Below are 20267 nucleotides of genomic sequence, written 5' to 3' on the forward strand. Positions count from 1 at the left end.
CCCATCGGTCCATGGAAGCTACCCACCGTTGCGCTGGGCGCAAAACCTGAGGAATATGCTCAGGTACAGCCCATGACCAGGGGAACAGAACAATTGAGCACACCATGAGCCATTACCTCAGCCTGCCCGTCGAACAGACGCTGCATTTCGGCCCGTACCGGGTCCATCCGCGCCAGCGTCTGGTGCTGGAGCGCGGGCAACCGTTGCGCCTGGGTCGGCGGGCGGTGGAGATTCTGTTGGTGCTGCTCGAACACGCCGGCCAAGTGGTGAGCAAGCAGCAACTGATCGCTCGTGTCTGGCCCAAGAGCGTGGTGGAAGACACCAATCTGCGGGTTCACGTGGCGGCACTGCGCAAGGCCTTGGGCGATGGGCAGGCCGGCCAGCGCTACATCGTCACCGTGGCGCAGCGCGGCTACAGTTTTGTCGCGCCGGTGACGTTCGAATCGCCCGAACAACTGGCGCGTATCCCGCACCCTTCGCTGGCGCGCAATCTGCCGCCGCGCCGCACCCGCATGATCGGCCGTCAAGGCATGGTCGAGGCGCTGGTGGCGCAGTTGCCGCGAAAACGCTTCATCACCCTGGTTGGCAGTGGTGGCATCGGCAAGACCACCGTCGCCCTGCGGGTTGCCGAGCGGCTGATTGGCCATTACCGGGACGGCACTTATCTGCTGGACCTGGCCTCGCTCAACGACCCGGCCATGATCGCGCCCAACCTTTGCGCCTTGCTCGATCTATCGCTGCAAGACGGCGAGCCGCTTGAGACCGTCATCCGGCCGCTCAAGGAGCGCCACTTGTTGCTGGTGATCGACACCTGCGAACACCTGATCGACGCCGTTGCCCTGCTCTGCGAGACCTTGCTGCGTGGCGCACCGCATTTGCATATCCTGGCCACCAGCCGCGAAGGCCTGCGCGCCGAAGGCGAACACGTGCAACGCCTCGATTCACTGGCGCTGCCGCCACGGGGCATGGCCATTGAAGGTTATCCAGCCTTGGCTTACCCGGCGCTGCAACTGTTCGCCGAGCGGGCGATGGCCAGCCAGGACGATTTCGAGCTGACCGATCATGAAGTGCCGATGGTGGTGGACATCTGCCAGCGGCTGGATGGCATTCCCCTGGCGATCGAACTTGCCGCGGCCCAGGTGGGGCGCTTTGGACTGCAAGAGCTTTGCCGGCAATTGCAAGACAACATCGCCCTGCTCGACCATGACATTCACGCCAGCGCACCGCGCCAGCAGACGCTGCGCGCCACGCTGGATTGGAGCTTCGCGCTGTTGACCACTTGCGAGCAGACCTGTTTGCGACGCTTGGCCGTGTTCATGGGCAGTTTCAATCTCGCCTCGGCCGCGGCGGTCATCGTTGGCCAGCATGTCGCGCCCAGCCAGGTACTGGTGTCGGTCAGTCAGTTGGTCGCCAAATCCCTGCTGAACGTCGAGATCGGCGACGAAGAAGTGCGTTATCGCCTGCCGGACACCACCCGCAGCTATGCCCTGGAAAAGTTGATCGACGCAGGCGAACTCGCCGCCAGCCAGGAGCGCCACGCCGAGCGCTGCCTGACGCTCATGGAGCAGGCCGAGAAAGATTGGGACACCACGCCCACGCGGCTTTGGATCGAACGCTACGCGACCTACCGCGACGACATTCGCGCCGCGCTGGACCGAGGGCTGGGCCCGCACGGTTCCCACAGCGTGGCGATCCGCCTGACCGCCCGCACACTGCCCCTCTGGCAAGAGCTGTCGCTGCTCAGAGAGCATGGGCTGTACGTCAGCAAGGCTCGGCAATTGCTCAGGGCCGGTCCCTCGCCGTGCCCGAAATTGACCCTCGCCCTGGAGCTGGCCCACGCCAGTTTCAACTACCACACCGAGGGCGGCACACCTGCCACCGTCGAGGCGTTCGTCACGGCCCGGCAATTGGCCTGGCAATGCCACGATTTACCCGGCGAGCTGCGGGCAGTGTCGGGCCAAATGACGGTAAACCTCAGCCGCGGCCGCTACCAGGAGGCCCTGGAACAATGGCTGGCCTTCGACCGGCTGGGGCTGCCGGGCGATCCGGTCCTGTCCTTGAGCACCCAACGGTTGCGGGTGCTGGCGTTGCATTTCAGCGGCGATCAGGGCGCGGCGCGGCACCACGCCGAGCAGGTTATCCAGCGCCTGGCCCAAAACGGCCACCTGAGCCGCTTCACCCACGGTTTCGGCGTGCAATACGAACAGAGCGTGGCGGCGCTGACCATCCTGGCGCGCATTCTCTGGCTGCAAGGATTCGCCGAAAAAGCCCGGCGCACCGCCGACCTGGCGCTGCAAATCGCCTTGCAGATCAACCATGGAACCTCGATCTGCTACACCCTGGCGACAGCCGGTTGCGTGATCGCCCATTACGCTGGCGATCACCTGATCGCCCGAGAACGGCTCGATCTCTTGAAGTGCCAGGCCAGGAAGCATTCGGTGATGCTGTTCCATGACTGGGCCTGCCATTACGAACGCGCACTTGACGGCGCGCCCCTGGCGACGTACCCGACCACCACCAGCCTGATCGAGGACATCGTCGTGACGCTGCGACCAGAGGCCGCCAGCCCGCAGCAGATCGAGCGCGCCCACAGCGGCGCCGCAGGCTGGTGCTCGGCGGAGATCCTGCGGGCGACCGCTCACGTCTTGCTGGCGCGGGACGACCCGCCTGTCGAAAGCCAGGCCGAAGCGCTGCTGCTGGCCGCGCTGGACGTGGCCAGGCGTCAAGGCGCGCTCGCCTGGGAATTGCGCAGCGCCCTATCGCTGGCCCGACTGTGGCAGCGCCAAGGCCAGGACGAAGCCGCCGAGGAGGTGCTCGCCCGCGTCTATCGGCGCTTCACCGAAGGCTTCGACACGCCCGATCTAAAAGAAACCGACGCGCTGCTCCAGTCGCTGGCCCGGCGCCTCGGGTCGTGACCGGCGCGTCTGCCACGCTTGTTGCAGCGCGTAGCGTCGATGCACGAGCTGCCATTGCCCACTGTCGCGCAGTTTTTCCAAGGCATAGGCGCGGGTGGTGCGCAGCAGATGGTAACGGGCCCCTTCGGCAGGTTGCTCGACCGTCACCAGCGACTGGGCGACCAGACGTGACAACAGCCAGGGCAATCGACCGGTTTCCACTTCCACGCAACTGGCTACGGCCATCATCGCCTTGAGCGTGAACGGCGCTTCGAACACCGCGAGGCGTTGGAAAACCGTTCGTTCATCGTCACTCAAGCGTTCGAAACTCCAATCCAGGGCCGCTTCCAGGCTTCGGTGACGCGCCTCGGCGGTGCGACGCCCATGGCTCAGCAGCGACAGACCGTGGTTCAACTGCTCGAGAACCCCAGCCACGCCCAGCACATCCACTTGCGCCGCTGCCAATTCCAGCGCCAGCGGCAACCCGTCCAGACGCCGACAGATCCGCGCCAGGGGGATCAGGTCACGCTCACTCGGCTTGAAATCCTGCTGGCGGGCGCCGACTCGATCGATCAACAACTGCACCGCCGGACAGGCCAGTATCTGATGCCCAGGCTCGCGGGACGATGCCGCCGCCAGGCCGGGCAACTGCACGACATTTTCGTCAGCGAGACCAAGGACTTCGCGGCTGCTCAAGAGCAGCGATACGCCCGGCGCCGCTGCCCGCAGCGTCACGGCCAGTTCCCGGCAGGCGCCGACCAGGTGTTCGCAACCATCGAGCACCAGCAACATCCGACAGGGTTGCAGTCGCTGGGCCAAGGCGCCGCCGGCCAGGCCAAGGGCTTGGGCAATCCGAATCGGGACCTGCACCGGGTCGTTGATGGCAGCCATATCAATGAACCAGGCGCCATCGGCAAAGTGCTCCAGCAACAGCTCTGCTGTGCGCAGCACCACGGTGGTCTTGCCGACACCACCCGGGCCGACGACGGTGGTCAACGGCTGGCGCGGCACTTCGACCAGCAAGCGGCCCAGGACTTTGTCGCGACCGATCACCGGACTCAGCCGCGCGGGCAGATTGTGCCGCGCGGACGGCGGCGTGGCGGGTGACTGCGCAACTGACTCCAACGCCAGCGGCACGGCAAAGCAGTAGCCCTGGCGGGGGTGATTGAGGATGTAGCGTTGGCCGTCACGGCCCTCGCCGAACGCTCGCCGCAGCGCCGCGATATGCACCCGCAGATTGATGTCTTCAACCACGCTGTCGGGCCAGACGCGGGCAATCAGCGTTTGCTTGCTGACGAAGGCGCCGGCGTGCGCTACCAACACTTGCAGAATGTCCAGCGCGCGACCGCCCAGCGCCAGGGGACTTGCGTCGCGGGTAACCAGTCGCTGCTGGCGATGGAAGACAAACGGACCGAAGCACACCGTCGACTCGGTGCAGGGTTTGACCAAACTGTTCATAAGCGATCCTGCGCCAGATGACCGGTCCAGGCAGATCGTTGTGCAACAGCGCACACGTCTGCCCTGGCTCTTGCGCATCCTTTCCAGAGGGTTCGCCGTTATCTTGGCAGCCATCGGCGAGAGGACAATGCTGGCACAGGACCGATCACGGACATGACGGTGCCCAGGACGGACACCGCAGGCTCAACTGAACTGCTGTCGGTACTGGACCGGGGTCAGGCCGAGTTTTTCACTGAACAGCAGGCGCATGTGCCGGACACTGCCGAACCCGCTGCGAAAGGCCACGGTCTTGAGTGGCAAGTCGGTGGATTCAAGCAACTGCCGCGCCCGATCGATACGCGCGCCCTGCAGGAACTCCATGGGCGTCATCTTGACTTCCCGGACGAATACCCGGGCAAAATGCCGAGCGCTCATGGCCGCCAGGGCCGCCATGCGTTCGACGGTGAAGGGTTCTTCCAGATGCTCCATCACGTAGTTCTGTACGCGCGTCACCGGCGAATCCTGGGTCGCGATCACCGCTACCGACGGACTGAACTGCGCCTGCCCGCCCTGACGCTGCATCACCACCAGCAATACCTTGGCAATATCCAGCGCGGCTTTGCGCCCATGATCCTGGGCGACGATGGACAAGGCCATATCGATGCCGGCGGTGACGCCGCCCGACGTGATCAGGCGCCGGTCTTGCAAAAAGATCTTGTCAGTCTCGACCAACGCCTTGGGGAAGCGCTGGATCAGCCGCTCGGTGTAGTGCCAATGGGTGGTGACGCGGTGCCCGTCCAGCAGGCCCGCTTCACCGAGCACAAAGGCGCCGGTACAGATCGAACCGTAGCGAGTGGCCCGTTGGGCCGAGGCCCGCAACCAGGTATGCAAACCTGGATGCCGATCGTTGTAGGCGCCAGGGCCGCCCGGCACCAACAATATGTCGTAGGCAGCCCAAGCCTGGTCGATATGGATGTCAGCCTGGACCGTCACACCATTGGAGGCCCGCAGCGGGCCTCGCTCGGTGCCCAGGGTCAGCAACTGATAGCGTTGATCCGGCCCGAGAAAACGATTGGCGATGGAAAACACTTCGAGAGGCCCGGCCATGTCGAGCAGCAGGAAATCGGGGAATAGCACCATCGCAACGGTTTTCATGGATAAGACGCCAAAATCGAGAGGACATTGCTGTCAGCTGACACCGGGCCACAGGGGGCCCATGGGACATTGGTGGGCATTATGACGAAGCGAAGCACTGTCGGCGAGATTGTCCACTCAGAACGGACAGTATTTCGCCATTCAGCCGCTTATTGAACCGCCGGATAACCATTAACCTTCTTCTGTACCCGGCGAACGGCCACGGCCACCGCCCATTGAAACCAGGAGAATCCTCATGCTGACCCTTCGCAAAGCGACTGAACGCGGTATCGCCCGTCACGGCTGGCTGACTTCATTCCACACCTTTTCGTTCGCCAACTACCGCGACATCAACCAACAGGGTTTTTCCGACCTGCTGGTCATCAACGACGACCGCGTCGCCGCGGCCAAAGGCTTCGGCCAACACCCGCATCGGGACATGGAAATTTTCTCCTATGTGCTCGAAGGCGCGCTGGAGCACAAGGACACCTTGGGGACAGGCTCGGTCATTCGTCCGGGCGATGTGCAACTGATGAGCGCCGGCAGTGGCGTGGCCCACAGTGAGTTCAATCACAGCGCCGACGAACCGGTGCACTTCCTGCAAATCTGGATCGTGCCCAATGTCGTGGGTGCCACGCCGCGCTATCAGCAGGAACATTTCAGTACCGAACAGAAACGCGGCCGCCTGCAGTTGATCATCTCCCCCGACGGCGCTGAAGGTTCGCTGCATGTTCGTCAGGACGCACGGGTTTATGCCGGCCTGTTCGATGGCAAGCAAAGCGCCACACTGACGTTGGCCTCTGATCGCTACGCCTATGTGCACGTAGCCCGAGGCAGCGTCGAGCTCAATGGCATGGCGTTGCAAGAAGGCGATGGCGTACGAGTGCGCAATGAGCAGGTGTTGACGCTGGCCAACGGCGACGACGCCGAGGTGCTGGTGTTTGACCTGCGCCCACAGGAACTTCCGCAAATGCCATGAGGCACACGCCGTGACGCTATCGATGAACCTGTGGGAGCCGCTCGCGCCCACAGGATTCATCGCCTCACTCGTTCTCCAGCGCAAACGCCGCGACAATCTCATCGATCACCGCCCTCACCCGCGCCGTGTGGCGCAAGTCCGCATGCGTGACCAACCAGACCTCGTAAGGCAGCGGCCGCGTGCGCTCCGGCCACAGCCTCAGCAACCCCTCGCGCTCACCCATGTACACCGGGATTTCTCCCACACCCATACCCGCCGCAATGGACCGACGCACCAGCAGGCTTGAACTCAGGCTGGCGACAATTCGCCCACGGCTGACCGGTTCAGCAACCAAGGTGAAATCCTTGTTGCCTTGCAAGTACGGCTGATAGACCACCAGGTCATGACCTTCGAATGCGCTGCCAGGCGCGGGCTCTCCATGGGCGTCGACATAATCGCGTGAAGCGAACAGCCCGACCGGCCAACGCGCGATCCGCCGGGCGATCAGGTCCGGATTGTCTGGCCGGGTGTTGCGCACGGCAACGTCCGCTTCACGCTTGACCAGGCTGATGATCTGCGTCGCTGCATCCAATTGCACACGCACGTCGGGATGGCGTCGATGCAAGCGGGACATGGCCGGGATCAGGAAATCGATCGCCAGCGAATCGGTCGTGGCGATGCGCACGGTGCCGATAAGACGGTCGTCCAGCCCTTGTACCCGGCGCTCCAGCTCCAACGCCGATTGTTCCATCTTCTCCACCGACTTGAGCGCCGCTTCGCCCATCGGCGTCAGCGCATAACCATCCGGGGTACGTAGGAACAGCGCAGCGCTCAGGGACTTTTCCAACGCCGCGACGCGCCGCCCCACGGTCGCCTGGTCCACGCCCAACACCCGTGCTGCACCACGCAGCGTCGACTCTCGACAAACCGCAAGAAACACTCGCGCATCATCCCAATTCATCCGCCTTCCCCATGATGCAAATATGCATCGCAATGCCGTGTAATCGCTGCACAAACGCCGCGACGATAAACGATATTCTGGGCGCTATAAACCTCTTCAAAGGATTGCTCCCATGCGTACATTATCCGCGGCGTTCGATGTCCCACCGACAGGCATGTGGTTGTCGATTTTCGCCGGCCTTTGCGCCAGTCTCGTCAGCATCGGCCTGGCGCGCTTCGCTTATACCCCGCTGATTCCGTCATTGATCGAGGCACGTTGGTTCAGCGCCAGCGATGTCGTCTACCTGGGAGCGGCCAATCTGGTGGGCTACCTGATCGGCGCCCTGCTCGGCCGGCCCATGGCGCGCCGGCTGAGCAACAAGAATGCCCTGCGGCTGATGATGTTGGTCGTGACGGCGGCGTTTTTCGCCTGTGCCTTTGCGGTATCGGTGACGTGGTATTTCGCCTGGCGGCTGCTCTCGGGGATTGCCGGCGGCGCGATCATGGTGCTGGTGGCGGCGACCGTGCTGCCCCACGTGCCAGCGGCGCGCAGAGGCCTTGCCAGTGGCGCGATTTTCCTTGGGATCGGGCTGGGCATCGCCGGCTCCGGGACGATTGTGCCGTTGCTGTTGAGCTCGGGTCTGCAGGCCACCTGGCTGGGGCTCGGCGCACTGTCGCTGGTACTGACCGGGCTGAGCTGGTTCGGCTGGCCGCACGACCTGCACCCGGCGGCAGCCGGCGAGATACGTGCCACGCCGGACGAACCAACGCCTCGCGCCGTTTATCAGTTGTTCGCCCAATACGCTTTCATGGCGGCCGGGCTGGTGCCGGCGATGGTGTTCCTGGTGGACTACGTGGCGCGCGGCCTCGGGGCCGGCGCTCATGTCGGCGCGCTGGTCTGGGTGATGTACGGTGTCGGCGCGATTATTGGCCCGGTGAGCTATGGTTATCTCGCAGACCATCTGGGCGCACGCAAGAGTATTCGGCTAGTGCTGGCCGTCCAGGCGACAGCGCTTGGCCTGCTGGCGATCTCGCAAACGTTCCTGGCGTTGGCGATATTAGCGATGCTGATCGGTTCATTTCCCCCCGGCATCGTGCCGTTGGCCCTGGCTCGAGTGCACGAACTGGTACCAAACCACCACCTCCAGCAAGTCGCCTGGGGCCGTGCTACCGTTTCATTCGCCACGTTCCAGGCGGTCGCCGGATTCATTTATTCGGCGCTGTTCAACGCCACCGGAGGGCAGCACACGTTGCTTTTCCTGATTGCCGCCGGCGCGATTGTCGTCGCCTTGTTACTTGATTTCGTTCCCCGTGTTGCGGGGTCAACGGTGAAGGCTTAAAGTTCCGAGGCACTGACGCTGTCCGACCAACGGCCAGGATTCTGTCATTACACTGCCATATTGACTCGCTGTCACAAGCCAAGCAAAATGATTGCACTTGGCCATCAGCGTTTGAGTACAGCTCATTTCACGGAAGAACAGAAATGAAAATGGTTATTTCGATGGGCATTGCTTTCGCAGTATGCCAAGCGAATGCAGACGTACAAAAAATTCAATACATCTACGATGACTCAAATGCCGAGTACGCCATCGTCTCGTTTGTTGAAAGCGGGACGGCTGTCCAGGCGACGGTAAAAAGATCCGGTGCCTATTTCACCAATTACACCAAGCTGGAACTCGATTGCACCGATAGAAACGTCCGCCATATGGGCATGTACAACAGCCTCGAAGGTTTGGAAAAAGCCGAATTCGATCAGATGCAAGGGCGCATCGTCGAGGGTTCGATCGCTGATGAAGTGGGGAAAATACTCTGCAAAGCCACACCACTGACTGCCACACAGACGGAAGAATTGCCGGCGGAAAAACTGTCGGACGATAAAAGCTGAACCCGACGCCACTAGCCTGCGGCGTCGCCATTCGCACATGTGCGGATGTCATTACAGAGCGAAGTTTCCTGCAAGCTCTCTGACATGGAATGTCTGCTTAGTTGATCGGCAAGCCTTGCAGCGATGCGCCATCAACGACTTGAGACCTCTTTTATTTCTGCCCAGACAGAAAAAAAGCCAACCTGACAGATAGCCTGAAACACCTGCCCTTGTCGGCGGGCGGGGAACTTTGATGCACGCTAAAAAGATATTCGAACTCCTGATGTCGTCGCTGGCCTACGTTTTGATCTCCCTCCTTTGGTTCGCCTACGCCGTACCAGGGATGCTCGAATTGGATTCTGATTTTTCCTTGATAGCGGCCGCCTGCGGCTCGATCATCTGGCTGTGTGCCACAGGCTGTATCGCGTTGTACGTCGTTCAGAAGACGCGCGCGGCCTGAAGGTTGCTCACTGCGACACTTGCTTTCGCCCGAATGCCGTGCGGTAGCTGCCGGGCGGAACGCCAAAAAAGTCCCGGAAGCGTCGTTGGAAATGCGGCGAGCTGACGAAGCCCGTTGCGACGGCGATCTCGGTGACCGATCGATTGGTTTGCTGGATGAGCTGGCGCGCCCGAGTCAGGCGCAGCTCCAGGTAATAGCGGGTTGGCGTCGCACCGAGGAACCGGCAGAACCGCCGCTCCAGCTGGCGCTTCGAAACCTTGACGCAAGCCGCCAGCTCATCGATCGTCAACGGTTCCTCGACGTTCTGCCACATCAGCTCCAACGCCAGCTTGAGACTTTCCGGCAGCGTCGGATCCGTCTCGACGAAGATCGGCGGCAGGTCCGTGGCGTCATCGCCTGATTCGTCGCAACGAAGAATCTCCTCGATCGCCCCCACCAGCGCCTCCCCGCCCGTGCGACGGATCAGCTGGAGCATCATGCGCAGCGAACTGTTGGCGCCCGCGCAACTGACCCGCTCGCGGTCGACCACATAGGCGCGGCTGGTGACTTTCACATGGGGGAACATCTCGGCCATGGTCGCCCGACTTTCCGGATGGACCGCGCATTCGAAACCGTCGAGCAGGTTCGCCTCTGCCACAAAAAACACGCCGTTCCACAACCCACCCACTATGGCGCCGGACGTTGCATGGGCGCGCAACTTGCGCCGCAACAGCGGCGTGCCTTGCAACTTCACGCGAAAGCCCCCGGCAACAATCAGCACATCGAGGTTATCGGGTAACTGAGCCAGTTCGATGTCGGCAGAGATGACGATGCCCAGGTCACTCGTCACCTGCCCGCCCGAAGCGCCCGCCGTCAGCACTTCATAAAGCGGCATGTCGCTCATCAGGTTGGCGGTGACCAATGCGTCGACCGCGCCGGTAAAGGACATCATGGAAAAATTGTCCATCAGCACAAACGCGACGCGCACCGGCGCTTGTTCGATAGGCGCAGTCCCTTGAGGACGATAGGCCATGTTCTTGTTCTTGAGTACGCTTTCGAATGCGCTGGGCATGGGGCCTCGTGAGACAGGAAGGCGATCTGGACCGGACCCGGGCGGATTGCCCGAGCCAAGCCATCTTCCCGATTAACCGCAAAGGCAACCATCGCCTGCGCGACATCACTGTCAGCGTTAACGACCTCCGACAGGTGGCAACCTCAAGGGAATACGACATTGGTCGATAGCGTGAGAGTAGGCATGGGCGCTTTTCCTTCCAAGTTCGCAACGCTCGCTAATGTTTCCGCCGTTCCAATACCGATAAATACCTGCGGGAGAAGTCATGAATATCAAACAGAAGCTGACATGGGCGTTCGCGACCATTGCCTGTCTCCCGGTTATCCTGGTGGCGGTGCTCGTGGTGTTGAACCTGCGCGACGCGGCACAAGCCAACTTCCTGGACAGCAGCGGCCGCGAAATCCGCCAGATCGACAACGGCATGAAGCAGTTCTTCGACGGCATCATGCAGAACGTCGAATTCTTCGCCAAGGACCCGCGGATCGTCGCGACCAAGGACCTGAAGAACTACTCAGGCGCTGACGCCGCGCAAATCCCGCTGACCGAAAACAACAAACAACTGCTGGAGATTTTCGACCAGTTCGCCAAGAGCCATCCAACCACCGCCTACCTGTCCCTGGGCCTGGCGGACGGCGGCTACGCCAGTTGGCCGGATGATCCGAAGATCTCCAATTACGACCCGCGCGCGCGCCCTTGGTACAAGGCAGCCATTGCGGCGCCTGGCACCACCGTGAAGACCGATGCCTATTATTGGGCGCCGGACGACGTGTCGTTGATCGGCATCGTGCACACCGTCGCCGACGCCAGCGGCAAACTGGTCGGCGTGGTCGGCCTCGACGTATCGCTCAAGCAACTCACCGAACTGGTCAAGAACATCAAGCTGGGCGACAGCGGCTACCTGATGCTGGTGGAAGCCAGCGGCAACGTGCTGGTCGACCCCGCCGAGGCCAAGCATAACTTCAAGCCGCTGGCCGATCTCGGTCCCAATTACGCCGCGCTGGCAAAGAGCAGCGATGGCGCCACCGAGATCGAGATCGATGGCGTGCCTTACATGGCCAACATCGTCACTTCCAAAAGCCTGGGCTGGCGCTTCATCGGCCTGATCAAGCGCGACGAAGTGATGGCCGAGGCCTCGAGCCTGACCTGGTTGATCGCAGCCATCGCCGCCGCGCTGGCCGTGGTCTTCGCCATCGTCGGCGCCAGCTTCGCCAGCGTGATCGTGCGGCCGATTCGCGGTGTTGCCAATGGCCTGCAGGAAATCGCCGAAGGTGAAGGTGACCTCACCCGCAAACTATCGGTGCAGGGCAAGGACGAAACAGCCACCCTGGCGGGTTGGTTCAACCAGTTCCTGGGCATGATCGCGCAACTGATGCAGCGCATCGGCAGCGCCTCTTCCGACCTGCAAACTGCCGCAGCCGATACCAGCCACGTCGCCCAGAACATGAACGATGCCGCCGGGCGCCAGCGCCAGGCCGTGGAGTTGGTAAGCACCGCGTTCAACGAAATGGTCGCCACCGCCAACGAAGTGGCCCGCTCTTGCAGCCAGGCCGCCGTCAGCGCGGACACCGGCTACCGCGACGTGCACGACGGCCAGCATCACATTGGCGAAGCCACCGGCAGCGTATTGAAACTGAGTGAGGACCTGCAGAAGTCGACCCAGACCATGCAGGCGCTGGAACAGGACAGCAAGAATATCAATACCATCCTCGACACTATTCGCTCGATCGCCGAGCAGACCAACCTGCTGGCCCTCAACGCGGCCATCGAGGCGGCGCGTGCAGGCGATCAGGGTCGCGGCTTTGCCGTGGTGGCCGACGAAGTGCGCGCCCTGGCGCGGCGTACCGCCGACTCCACCGGCGAGATCGACAGCCTGCTCGGCAACCTCGCGCGGCGCACTCAGGAAGTGACCCAACAGATGCAGAACAGTCTGCAAGTGTCACAAACCAGCGTCGAACGCATCCAGCAGGCCCGCGACAGCTTCGACAAGATCCGCACGTCGGTGGACTCGATTCGCGACCAGAACACCCAGATCGCCACGGCCGCGGAAGAACAGCACCAAGTGGCCGAAGACATCAACCGGCACATCGCGCAGATCCATTCCGACGCGCAGCTGGTCGAGGAGTTCGCCCATACGGCACAGACCGGTTCGGGGCGCTTGACCGATATTTCCGGGCAGCTCAAGGGCTTGGTTGGGCGCTTCAAGTTCTAATCGACATCGCTGAGCCAAGGACGGCTCAAGCCCCGATCAATCCTGCGCATTACCCTTTCGCCCGGATCGCGTACAGACCAGCGGCAATCACCGTGCACGCCCCTACGATGGTCCAGGTATCCGGGAGTTCGCCGAACACGAACAAGCCGATCAACGTGGCAAACACCAGTAGCGTGTAATTGAACGGTTGCAGCGTCGCGGCCGTTGCGTATCTGAGCGCTTGGATAAGCAGCAGCTGGGCCACGACACCGGTGGTGGCAAGCACCGCGATAAGGCCCCATTGCATCGATGTCGGAGCCACCCATCCTGGAAGGCCCGACACCGTCATGATGAAGGCGCCGATTGAGCCCATGTAAAGCAGGTTCGTCGCGAACGAATCGTCCCGGCTGATACGGCGTGTCAGTACGTTGAACAGCGCGAACCCCAGGGCCGCCACCAAAGGGATCAGTGCCGCCAGTTCGAAAACTCCGCTACCGGGTCGAAGGATAATCAACGTTCCCATGAAGCCTGTGGCAGCGGCAATCCATCGACGCACGCCAATGAATTCGCCCAGCAACGCGCCGGCCAGCGCCAAGGTCATCAAGGGAAACACCGCATACAGCGCATGCATCTCAGCCAACCCAAGGTAGCGCAGCCCCAGGCCAAACAACGCGATTTCACCCACCCCGATCAGCGCACGAATGATCTGCAGGTAAGGGTGACGGCTTCGACAGGCTGTGCGCAGAGTGCCCTGATAGACGCTATAGCCCACCGCAAATGCCAGGAACACCCAATAACGCACCATGACCAGCTGCGCGACCGGCAGGTCTTTGACCAGCACTTTAGTTACGCCGTCCTGGCCCGCGAAGATCAGCATGGACAACAAACACAAGATGATGCCAAGCCCAGGCCTGGGGGCATCGTAAGCACGTGCCGCGGTGTCCAACTGACTGCTCATAGACCATTCCATTTCGAGGAGACTGCGGCTTCGTGACGACGGGCATCATTCACGCCCGACACGCCATTCGCCTGATCGTAAGCCCAGGCGCCATCGTCAGGCGAGGTCAGACTCCAGCGCGACCGGAATCTCGGTCGCCGGGAAATCAACCCACCGATTTAAGTGGGATTTGGGTCTGGAGGCGCGCCAGCATGGTTTCGCAGTACCAGTCATCAAACTGGCACACACCATTTTCCGCAATGTCCGAAAAAGGTCCCGGCTCGTAAGTCGGCGAGGTCACACCGGCCTGCGTGCCTTCTACCAAACGACGGTCTTGATCGTTGGTGGCAAGCCAAACCTTCGTCAGCCGATCAATTTCGTAGTCAACACCTTCAACGGCGGTATTGGGTACAAGCCATTTGGTCGTCACAAGCGTTTCGCCGGGGCCAATCGGGAGTACCCGGAAGCTCAAGGCGTGATCGCCGAGAAAGTGATTCCAGGTGGACGGGTAGTTGAAGTAGAGCAAGGCGCCAATATCCGGCTCGCCGCTTTTATCCAAGCGTCCCGCCACAGCAGGTTTACCGTCCATGGTGTAACTCACGGCGCCTGCGGACAGTGGAATGCGTGTCATACGAAAACGGCCATTCGGGTCCATGACCAACTTGCTGGGCATACCGGCGACTTCGCAGCGATTCCAGTGCGCAGTCAGTTCGGGATCATCTTCGCCCCCGACGCCTGCCACCGAAAGGTTCTCGACAAAAGAGTTCATCAACTCGGGATGCGTACCGTCACAGTGGAAACACTCGCGGTTGTTTTCAAACACGAGTTTCCAGTTACCCTTTTCTATGAGGTTTGACTCGAAAGCCACCTTGCAGTTATCCAGGAAATGCGGAGCTATGAAAGGACTTACAGAGCTCCTGAAACTTTCGAAGTCGGGCGCCTCGTCAGCGACACAGACATAAATGTACGTATGAACAATTTCACAATGAACAGGTTTCAGGTTGTATTGCGTCCTGTCGAAATCGACTCCCATATTACCGGCAAACAAAAGACTGCCGTCCAGTTCGAAAGTCCACTTATGATAAGGGCAAACCAGCTTGGCAACTTTACCTTGGGCGTGCTCACAAACTTTTGAGCCTCGATGACGACAAGCATTATGAAAAGCCCGGACCTGGCCGCTCTTATCCCTGATGATCAAGACTGGGTAGTCTCCAATCTGCAGTGTCAAGTATTGCCCGGTTTTTTCAAGTTCAAAGGTATGCCCGGCAAAAATCCAATCCTTGTGCCAGATTTGCTCAAGGTCCTGACGAAAAACCTCAGGCTCAATATACAATTCGCGGGGAAGCGCGTGGCGCGCCTTACGCTTTTGAATCAGGTCGATCACGGATGCTTTGATATTCATTATTATCCTCTGCACATCAACCTGACGGTTAATTGCAAGTACGCCCAGAAAACGCTGCCATGGCCAACGGATACTGCGCGGAGAACCTCCAACGCAGCCGTTTAACACGCATGTTTTAGCCATGTTTAACACTAAGGGTACGACAGCCTGCCCAGTCGGCAAAACTACATTTTCGTCGCTCAACTGATAACTTAGCGTTATGACCCACCGAATCCAGACACTACGTTGCTTACAATCGCCACCGACCGAGAAGACTTAAATACTCATACGCTCCACCTGGAAAATTTCGAAAGAATCCAGTCCCGCACTCGCCGACAGGCATCTTCGTATTCGGTCCTTTCATTGCAGGCCACGTAATGCAGACTGTTTCGAAGCGTCACCTGATGCTCGACGGGGCGAACAAGCTGTCCTCTCTCGACCATGGCCCCGACAAGCTGGTTCCAGCCCAGTGCGACGCCCTGATGGGTCAAGACCATGCTCATGATCAGGTTGTAATCATTGGCATGAAAAATAGGCGGGCAGTCGGCGGGACGCTCATCGATATCGACGTTCAGAAAAGCCAACCACACCCCCCAGTCCACATGCTCAGCCACGCCCGACCGACCATAGGGACTTAGATTGAGTAGCGAAGAATCACGCACCCCTTCAAGCGAGGTCAGTTCGGGATGCATATCCAAAAACGTTGGAGAGCACACGGGATAGATAATATCGTGGCACAACTGATAACTCTTATACCCATCCCCCACCTTGCTAATCTTCGAGATGATGATGTCCGGTTCTATGCCGGGCTCCATATTCACAAAGTTCTGCGTCGTGATCAGGTTGAACTCAATATCCGGATTCGTCGCCCGAAACTCTGGAAGATGTTCCGATAGCCACAATGCAGAGAATGCGGGTGAGCAACAAACCGTCAGGATATGTTTCTGCGTCGGCGCGGTACGAATCCTTTCAGCCGCCTGGGCAATATTAACGAACGACAGTTGCGCCGCTTCGAAAAAGATCTTTCCTTCGGCAGTTAGTTCTACCGTGCGCCCGGCACGCATGAACAGCTGGGCGCCCAACGAGTCCTCAAGCTCTCGTATTTGCCGACTGATCGCGGCTTGCGATACGCACAGCGCCTCCGCTGCCCGTGTGAAGCTTTCATATTTAGCGGCGGCGACAAATGCTCTGACAGCCCGAAGGGAAGGCATTCTAAGCAGCAATGTATCGGGGTCTACGTGTCTGCTGAGCATGGTAAGCCCTCATCCTCCTATCATCCGCGAAAGCGCCGGAGCGTAACCCAATAGCCTAGCCCAGGCCAAACCAAAGCGTCGTGATTGGGCCAAGGCGGTCGTTTCGGCGGATCTCGATAACGTTAGGTTATCCATAAAGCCCTGTAAATGTTGTTGGATTTAAAATCAGGATACTTATAGATTGAAAAAAAGCCCGAGCCCAAGGGCAAACAATAAAAAACAGGTACATGTCATGCGCCGATCTATCCTTTATTACTGCCCGCCTAAATTACCAACGCTCGAATTCAATTCGATTTCGTGCGCGTGTAGCGTTATACGCAAAGGAGGGACGCAATGACGAGTCCAGACGAAATCATTTCTGTTAAGAACGTTTTTAAAATATTTGGCGCACAACCTGAAACGGCGATGAAAATGCTCGCCGCCGGAGCAAGCAAAAAAGAAGTCTTTGAGAAAACCGGCCAGGTGATTGGTGTTTTCGACGCCAGTTTCGCGGTCAAGCGTGGCGAAATCTTTGTGATCATGGGGCTCTCAGGTTCTGGAAAGTCGACGATGGTGCGACTGTTCAACCGTCTTATCGAGCCTACTTCAGGCAGCATTTATCTGAACGGCCGCGAAATTACCGGGCTGGCTGATAAAGCCCTTCTGGATGTCCGCCGCAAAGAGATGGGCATGGTGTTTCAATCCTTTGCCTTGATGCCGCACATGAGCGTCCTGGAAAACACCGCCTTTGGGCTGGAAATTTCCGGCATTGGTGAAAAGGAACGCCATAGCCGCGCCAGGGAAGCCCTCAGTCAAGTCGGCCTTGCCGGACAGGAGCACAGTTATCCGCATCAACTTTCCGGTGGTATGCAGCAGCGGGTAGGCCTGGCCCGTGCGCTGGCCAACGACCCGACCATCCTGCTGATGGACGAAGCCTTTTCCGCCCTGGACCCGCTTATCCGCAGCGAGATGCAGGGAGAACTCATTCGCCTGCAAGCCGAGCAGAAGCGAACCATCATCTTCATTTCCCACGACATCGAGGAAGCCGTTCGCATCGGTCATCGCATCGCGATCATGGAGGGCGGCCAGGTGGTACAGATCGGCACTCCTCAAGAGTTGATCAGTCAACCGGCCAATGATTATGTCCGCACCTTCTTCAAAGGCTTCGACAGCTCGCGGATTCTCAAGGCAGGCGACGTGGCCAGGCTCGATCCCGAATGGGTCCGCAAGCTGAACGGCCAAGCGCCACAGTTCAAGGCCGGCCTACCGTTTGGTTACTTGATCGATGAAGGCGGGCAACTGCTCGGGGTCGTGGATATCGATACCGGCGGCGTAGGTGGCAGCACGCATTACACCCAGCATCAACAGCATCCCGTATTTACCGATACCCCCCTGCACGAAGTACTGGAAATCGCAGCCAACCTGCCCTATCCGGTCCCTGTACTCGACCGTTCGGGCGCCCTCACCGGAACGCTATCAAAAAGCGAGTTACTGCAAACGCTGAGCCGCCATTAATACAGGCGCGCCCTTCTACGCTGGCGCGTCCCTGACCTGAAGTACCTGCGGCCTTCATAACGCCGCTGCGGTGATGATGAAGAGGTAAGCCCTGATGTCCGAGTTCAGTTTTCTCGACCCGTTTCAAGTCCTCACTATTCCATTGGGTGACTGGGTGGAAAGCACCCTGAATTTTCTGGTGCACAACTTTCGCGATGTGTTCCGCGCCATCCGCTGGCCGATTGACCAAGTACTGAACGGCGTCGAATACACGTTGCAGAGCATCCCACCCAGCATCGGGATCATTCTGTCTTCCTTGCTGGGATGGCAGCTAGCCGGTAAACGCATGGCTCTGCTGTGTTTTGTGACGCTCACGCTGCTGGGCCTTATCGGTGTCTGGTCCGAGTCGATGACCACGCTGGCGCTGGTACTGACTTCAGTATTCTTTTGCGCCTTGCTGGGTATACCCCTGGGTATTCTCTGCGCCCGTAGCGACAACCTGGAAAGGATCTTGCGGCCCGTACTCGATGCCATGCAGACATTGCCGGCGTTCGTTTATCTGGTCCCTGTCGTCATGCTGTTCGGCATCGGCAACGTGCCGGGCATCCTGGTGACCATTGTCTTCGCCCTCCCCCCTCTGGTGCGCCTGACGAACCTGGGCATCCGCCAGGTCCCGGAAGACAAGATAGAAGCGGCCCGCGCGTTTGGCTGCACGCCTCGGCAGATGCTGACCCGCGTCCAGTTGCCGCTGGCGACCCCCACCATCATGGCGGGACTCAACCAGACCCTGATGCTCTCGCTATCGATGGTGGTCATTGCGTCGATGATCTCGGTGGGCGGCCTTGGCCAGATGGTCCTGCGCGGCATCGGCCGCCTGGACATGGGCTTGGCCACGGTCGGCGGGACTGGCTTGGTGCTGCTTGCCATCTTCCTTGACCGCTTGACCCAAGCCATGGGCGCGCGCACCGGAGCCGACCCAAGCCTGCGCTGGTATCACACCGGTCCCGTAGGTCTTCTGCTGCGCCTGTTCGGCGCGCGACAGCCTGCGGGGCGAAGCAAGGCCGCTTAAAAACTTCCTGTTAGATCTGCCGCACTTGAAAGATAAAAACCCAAAAAAGGTACGCGACAATGTCTGAATTCAAGCTTTCCCGCAGCATTCTCAATTGCGCTACAACCCTCGCCATTATGGCTACGTCCCTGTGCGCGAACGCCTCGGCCAACCAACCGGGCGACGGTGTAAAGATCACCCCCATCTTCCCTTCTATCGCTGAGGAACGATTCCGCGGTGAAGTGGCGATGGAAGGTCTTCGAGAGTTGGGTTACAAGGTGCAGGAACCCAAGGAGACCGAGTACGGCGTCATGATGATGGCGCTGGGTAGCGGTGATGCGGACTTTACGGTGCACTTATGGGACAAGTTGCACGATAAGTTCTACCAGCAGGCCGGGGGCGACAAGACCATGGTCAAGGCGGGCGACATCATGCCCGGCGTACTCCAAGGTTATTTGATCGACAAAAAGACTGCTGACGCCCATGGCATCAAATACATCACCGACCTGAAAAAACCCGAAATCGCCAAACTGTTCGACACCAACGGCGACGGCAAGGCAGACATGACGGGATGCAATCCCGGCTGGGGCTGCGAGCTGGTTATCGCTCATCACATGAAGGCTTATGGCCTCGAAAAATCGATAAACGTCAACCAGGGTTCTTATTTCGCACTGATGGCGGACACCATCACTCGTTATAAGGAAGGGCAGCCGATTCTCTACTTCACTTGGGTCCCACAGTGGATCGCCACTGTTTTGGTCGAAGACAAGGACGTGGTATGGCTGGAAGTACCGAATACCGACTTGCCTGATGGCAACAATACTGTCGACACCCTGTACAAGGGCAAGAATCTCGGCTTTGCGGTAGATAAAGTCGAGGCCGTGCTGAGCAAAGACTTCGCCGAGAAAAATCCGGCGGCCTTGAAGTTCCTTTCGGTAATGCAAATTACCACGGCCGACGAAAGTGCCCAGAACTTGAAAATGCAACAGGGCGAGAAAAAACCTGCGGATATCCGCCGTCATGCCAAGGAATGGGTAGCCGCCCATCGCCAGCAGTTTGATGCATGGTTGCAAACAGCACGCGCAGCGGCGACACAAGCCAGCAAATAATAAGCCTATCGAGGTGGGGCACGTCGATGACTGCCCCGTCCTTTAATAACATTGCGTTAGTAGCAGCACTTCGCCTCACAACAGCGTTAACTGAACTGCAAAGTCTTAACACTTACGTCCGTTGGATACTCAGCTCACGTG

General features: G+C 59.7%; 16 protein-coding genes and 1 pseudogene. 10 read left to right on the forward strand and 7 right to left on the reverse strand.

Annotated features, from left to right (window positions below; genetic code table 11):
• Window positions 1-104 precede the first annotated feature (104 nt).
• Entirely contained in the window at window positions 105-2915 is a 2811-nt protein-coding gene (locus HU806_RS01300) for an ATP-binding protein (RefSeq protein ID WP_186609346.1), read from the forward strand.
• Here the strand turns inward: HU806_RS01300 and HU806_RS01305 are convergent.
• Entirely contained in the window at window positions 2862-4352 is a 1491-nt protein-coding gene (locus tag HU806_RS01305; protein ID WP_186609348.1) for an ATP-binding protein, read from the reverse strand. The two genes, HU806_RS01300 and HU806_RS01305, sit on opposite strands and share 54 nt — an antisense overlap.
• Window positions 4353-4535: 183 nt before the next feature.
• Complete coding sequence (locus HU806_RS01310; RefSeq protein WP_186609350.1) at window positions 4536-5486, reverse strand: GlxA family transcriptional regulator; 951 nt, start codon at window positions 5484-5486, stop codon at window positions 4536-4538.
• A gap of 235 nt (window positions 5487-5721) precedes the next feature.
• On the opposite strand from HU806_RS01310, the gene HU806_RS01315 reads away from it, so the two are divergent.
• Window positions 5722-6444 (forward strand): pirin family protein, encoded by a 723-nt coding sequence (locus tag HU806_RS01315; protein WP_186609352.1) that lies wholly within the window; start codon window positions 5722-5724, stop codon window positions 6442-6444.
• Window positions 6445-6508: 64 nt separating this feature from the next.
• Here HU806_RS01315 and HU806_RS01320 read toward each other — a convergent pair whose 3' ends face one another.
• Window positions 6509-7384, reverse strand: coding sequence for a LysR family transcriptional regulator (locus tag HU806_RS01320; RefSeq protein WP_186609354.1), 876 nt, complete (start codon window positions 7382-7384; stop codon window positions 6509-6511).
• Between the two features lie 112 nt (window positions 7385-7496).
• On the opposite strand from HU806_RS01320, the gene HU806_RS01325 reads away from it, so the two are divergent.
• The 3 genes from HU806_RS01325 (at window position 7497) to HU806_RS01335 (ending at window position 9686) form a co-directional block, all read left to right on the forward strand.
• Window positions 7497-8702 (forward strand): YbfB/YjiJ family MFS transporter, encoded by a 1206-nt coding sequence (locus tag HU806_RS01325; RefSeq protein ID WP_186609356.1) that lies wholly within the window; start codon window positions 7497-7499, stop codon window positions 8700-8702.
• Between the two features lie 143 nt (window positions 8703-8845).
• Window positions 8846-9247 carry a hypothetical protein gene (locus HU806_RS01330; protein ID WP_186609358.1) on the forward strand — a complete coding sequence of 134 codons (402 nt, stop codon included), beginning with the start codon at window positions 8846-8848 and terminating at the stop codon, window positions 9245-9247.
• 232 nt (window positions 9248-9479) lie between these two features.
• The gene (locus HU806_RS01335; RefSeq protein WP_186609360.1) at window positions 9480-9686 is read left to right on the forward strand and encodes a hypothetical protein; all 207 of its coding nucleotides are present in this window, start codon (window positions 9480-9482) and stop codon (window positions 9684-9686) included.
• A gap of 7 nt (window positions 9687-9693) precedes the next feature.
• On the opposite strand, the gene HU806_RS01340 is transcribed toward HU806_RS01335, so the two are convergent.
• Window positions 9694-10737, reverse strand: a complete 1044-nt coding sequence (locus HU806_RS01340) for a GlxA family transcriptional regulator (RefSeq protein WP_186609361.1) — start codon at window positions 10735-10737, stop codon at window positions 9694-9696.
• Between the two features lie 265 nt (window positions 10738-11002).
• Here HU806_RS01340 and HU806_RS26770 point away from each other — a divergent pair.
• Window positions 11003-12085: pseudogene (locus HU806_RS26770) on the forward strand (cache domain-containing protein); the annotation flags it as partial.
• 93 nt (window positions 12086-12178) lie between these two features.
• On the forward strand, window positions 12179-12946 hold the full coding sequence (locus HU806_RS26775) for a methyl-accepting chemotaxis protein (protein ID WP_527251131.1): 768 nt from the start codon (window positions 12179-12181) through the stop codon (window positions 12944-12946).
• A gap of 49 nt (window positions 12947-12995) precedes the next feature.
• Here HU806_RS26775 and HU806_RS01350 read toward each other — a convergent pair whose 3' ends face one another.
• The 3 genes from HU806_RS01350 to HU806_RS01360 form a co-directional block, all read right to left on the reverse strand.
• Window positions 12996-13883 (reverse strand): DMT family transporter, encoded by an 888-nt coding sequence (locus HU806_RS01350; RefSeq protein ID WP_186609364.1) that lies wholly within the window; start codon window positions 13881-13883, stop codon window positions 12996-12998.
• Window positions 13884-14028: 145 nt separating this feature from the next.
• Window positions 14029-15264, reverse strand: coding sequence for an aromatic ring-hydroxylating oxygenase subunit alpha (locus HU806_RS01355; RefSeq protein WP_186609366.1), 1236 nt, complete (start codon window positions 15262-15264; stop codon window positions 14029-14031).
• Between the two features lie 263 nt (window positions 15265-15527).
• Window positions 15528-16496 carry a LysR family transcriptional regulator gene (locus tag HU806_RS01360; RefSeq protein ID WP_186609368.1) on the reverse strand — a complete coding sequence of 323 codons (969 nt, stop codon included), beginning with the start codon at window positions 16494-16496 and terminating at the stop codon, window positions 15528-15530.
• A gap of 333 nt (window positions 16497-16829) precedes the next feature.
• Between HU806_RS01360 and proV the strand changes: the two genes are divergently transcribed.
• The 3 genes from proV to proX all read left to right on the forward strand — a co-directional run bounded on the left by proV (window position 16830) and on the right by proX (window position 20126).
• A complete protein-coding gene (gene proV, locus HU806_RS01365) occupies window positions 16830-17990 on the forward strand; it encodes a glycine betaine/L-proline ABC transporter ATP-binding protein ProV (protein ID WP_186609370.1) in 1161 nt (386 codons plus the stop codon).
• Between the two features lie 94 nt (window positions 17991-18084).
• Window positions 18085-19038 (forward strand): glycine betaine/L-proline ABC transporter permease ProW, encoded by a 954-nt coding sequence (proW, locus tag HU806_RS01370; protein ID WP_186609372.1) that lies wholly within the window; start codon window positions 18085-18087, stop codon window positions 19036-19038.
• Between the two features lie 59 nt (window positions 19039-19097).
• On the forward strand, window positions 19098-20126 hold the full coding sequence (gene proX / locus HU806_RS01375; protein ID WP_186609374.1) for a glycine betaine/L-proline ABC transporter substrate-binding protein ProX: 1029 nt from the start codon (window positions 19098-19100) through the stop codon (window positions 20124-20126).
• The last annotated feature ends 141 nt before the right edge of the window (window positions 20127-20267 follow it).

Origin of the sequence: Pseudomonas sp. SWRI154, assembly GCF_014268645.1 — a bacterium.
Classification (GTDB): Bacteria; Pseudomonadota; Gammaproteobacteria; order Pseudomonadales; family Pseudomonadaceae; genus Aquipseudomonas; species Aquipseudomonas marvdashtae.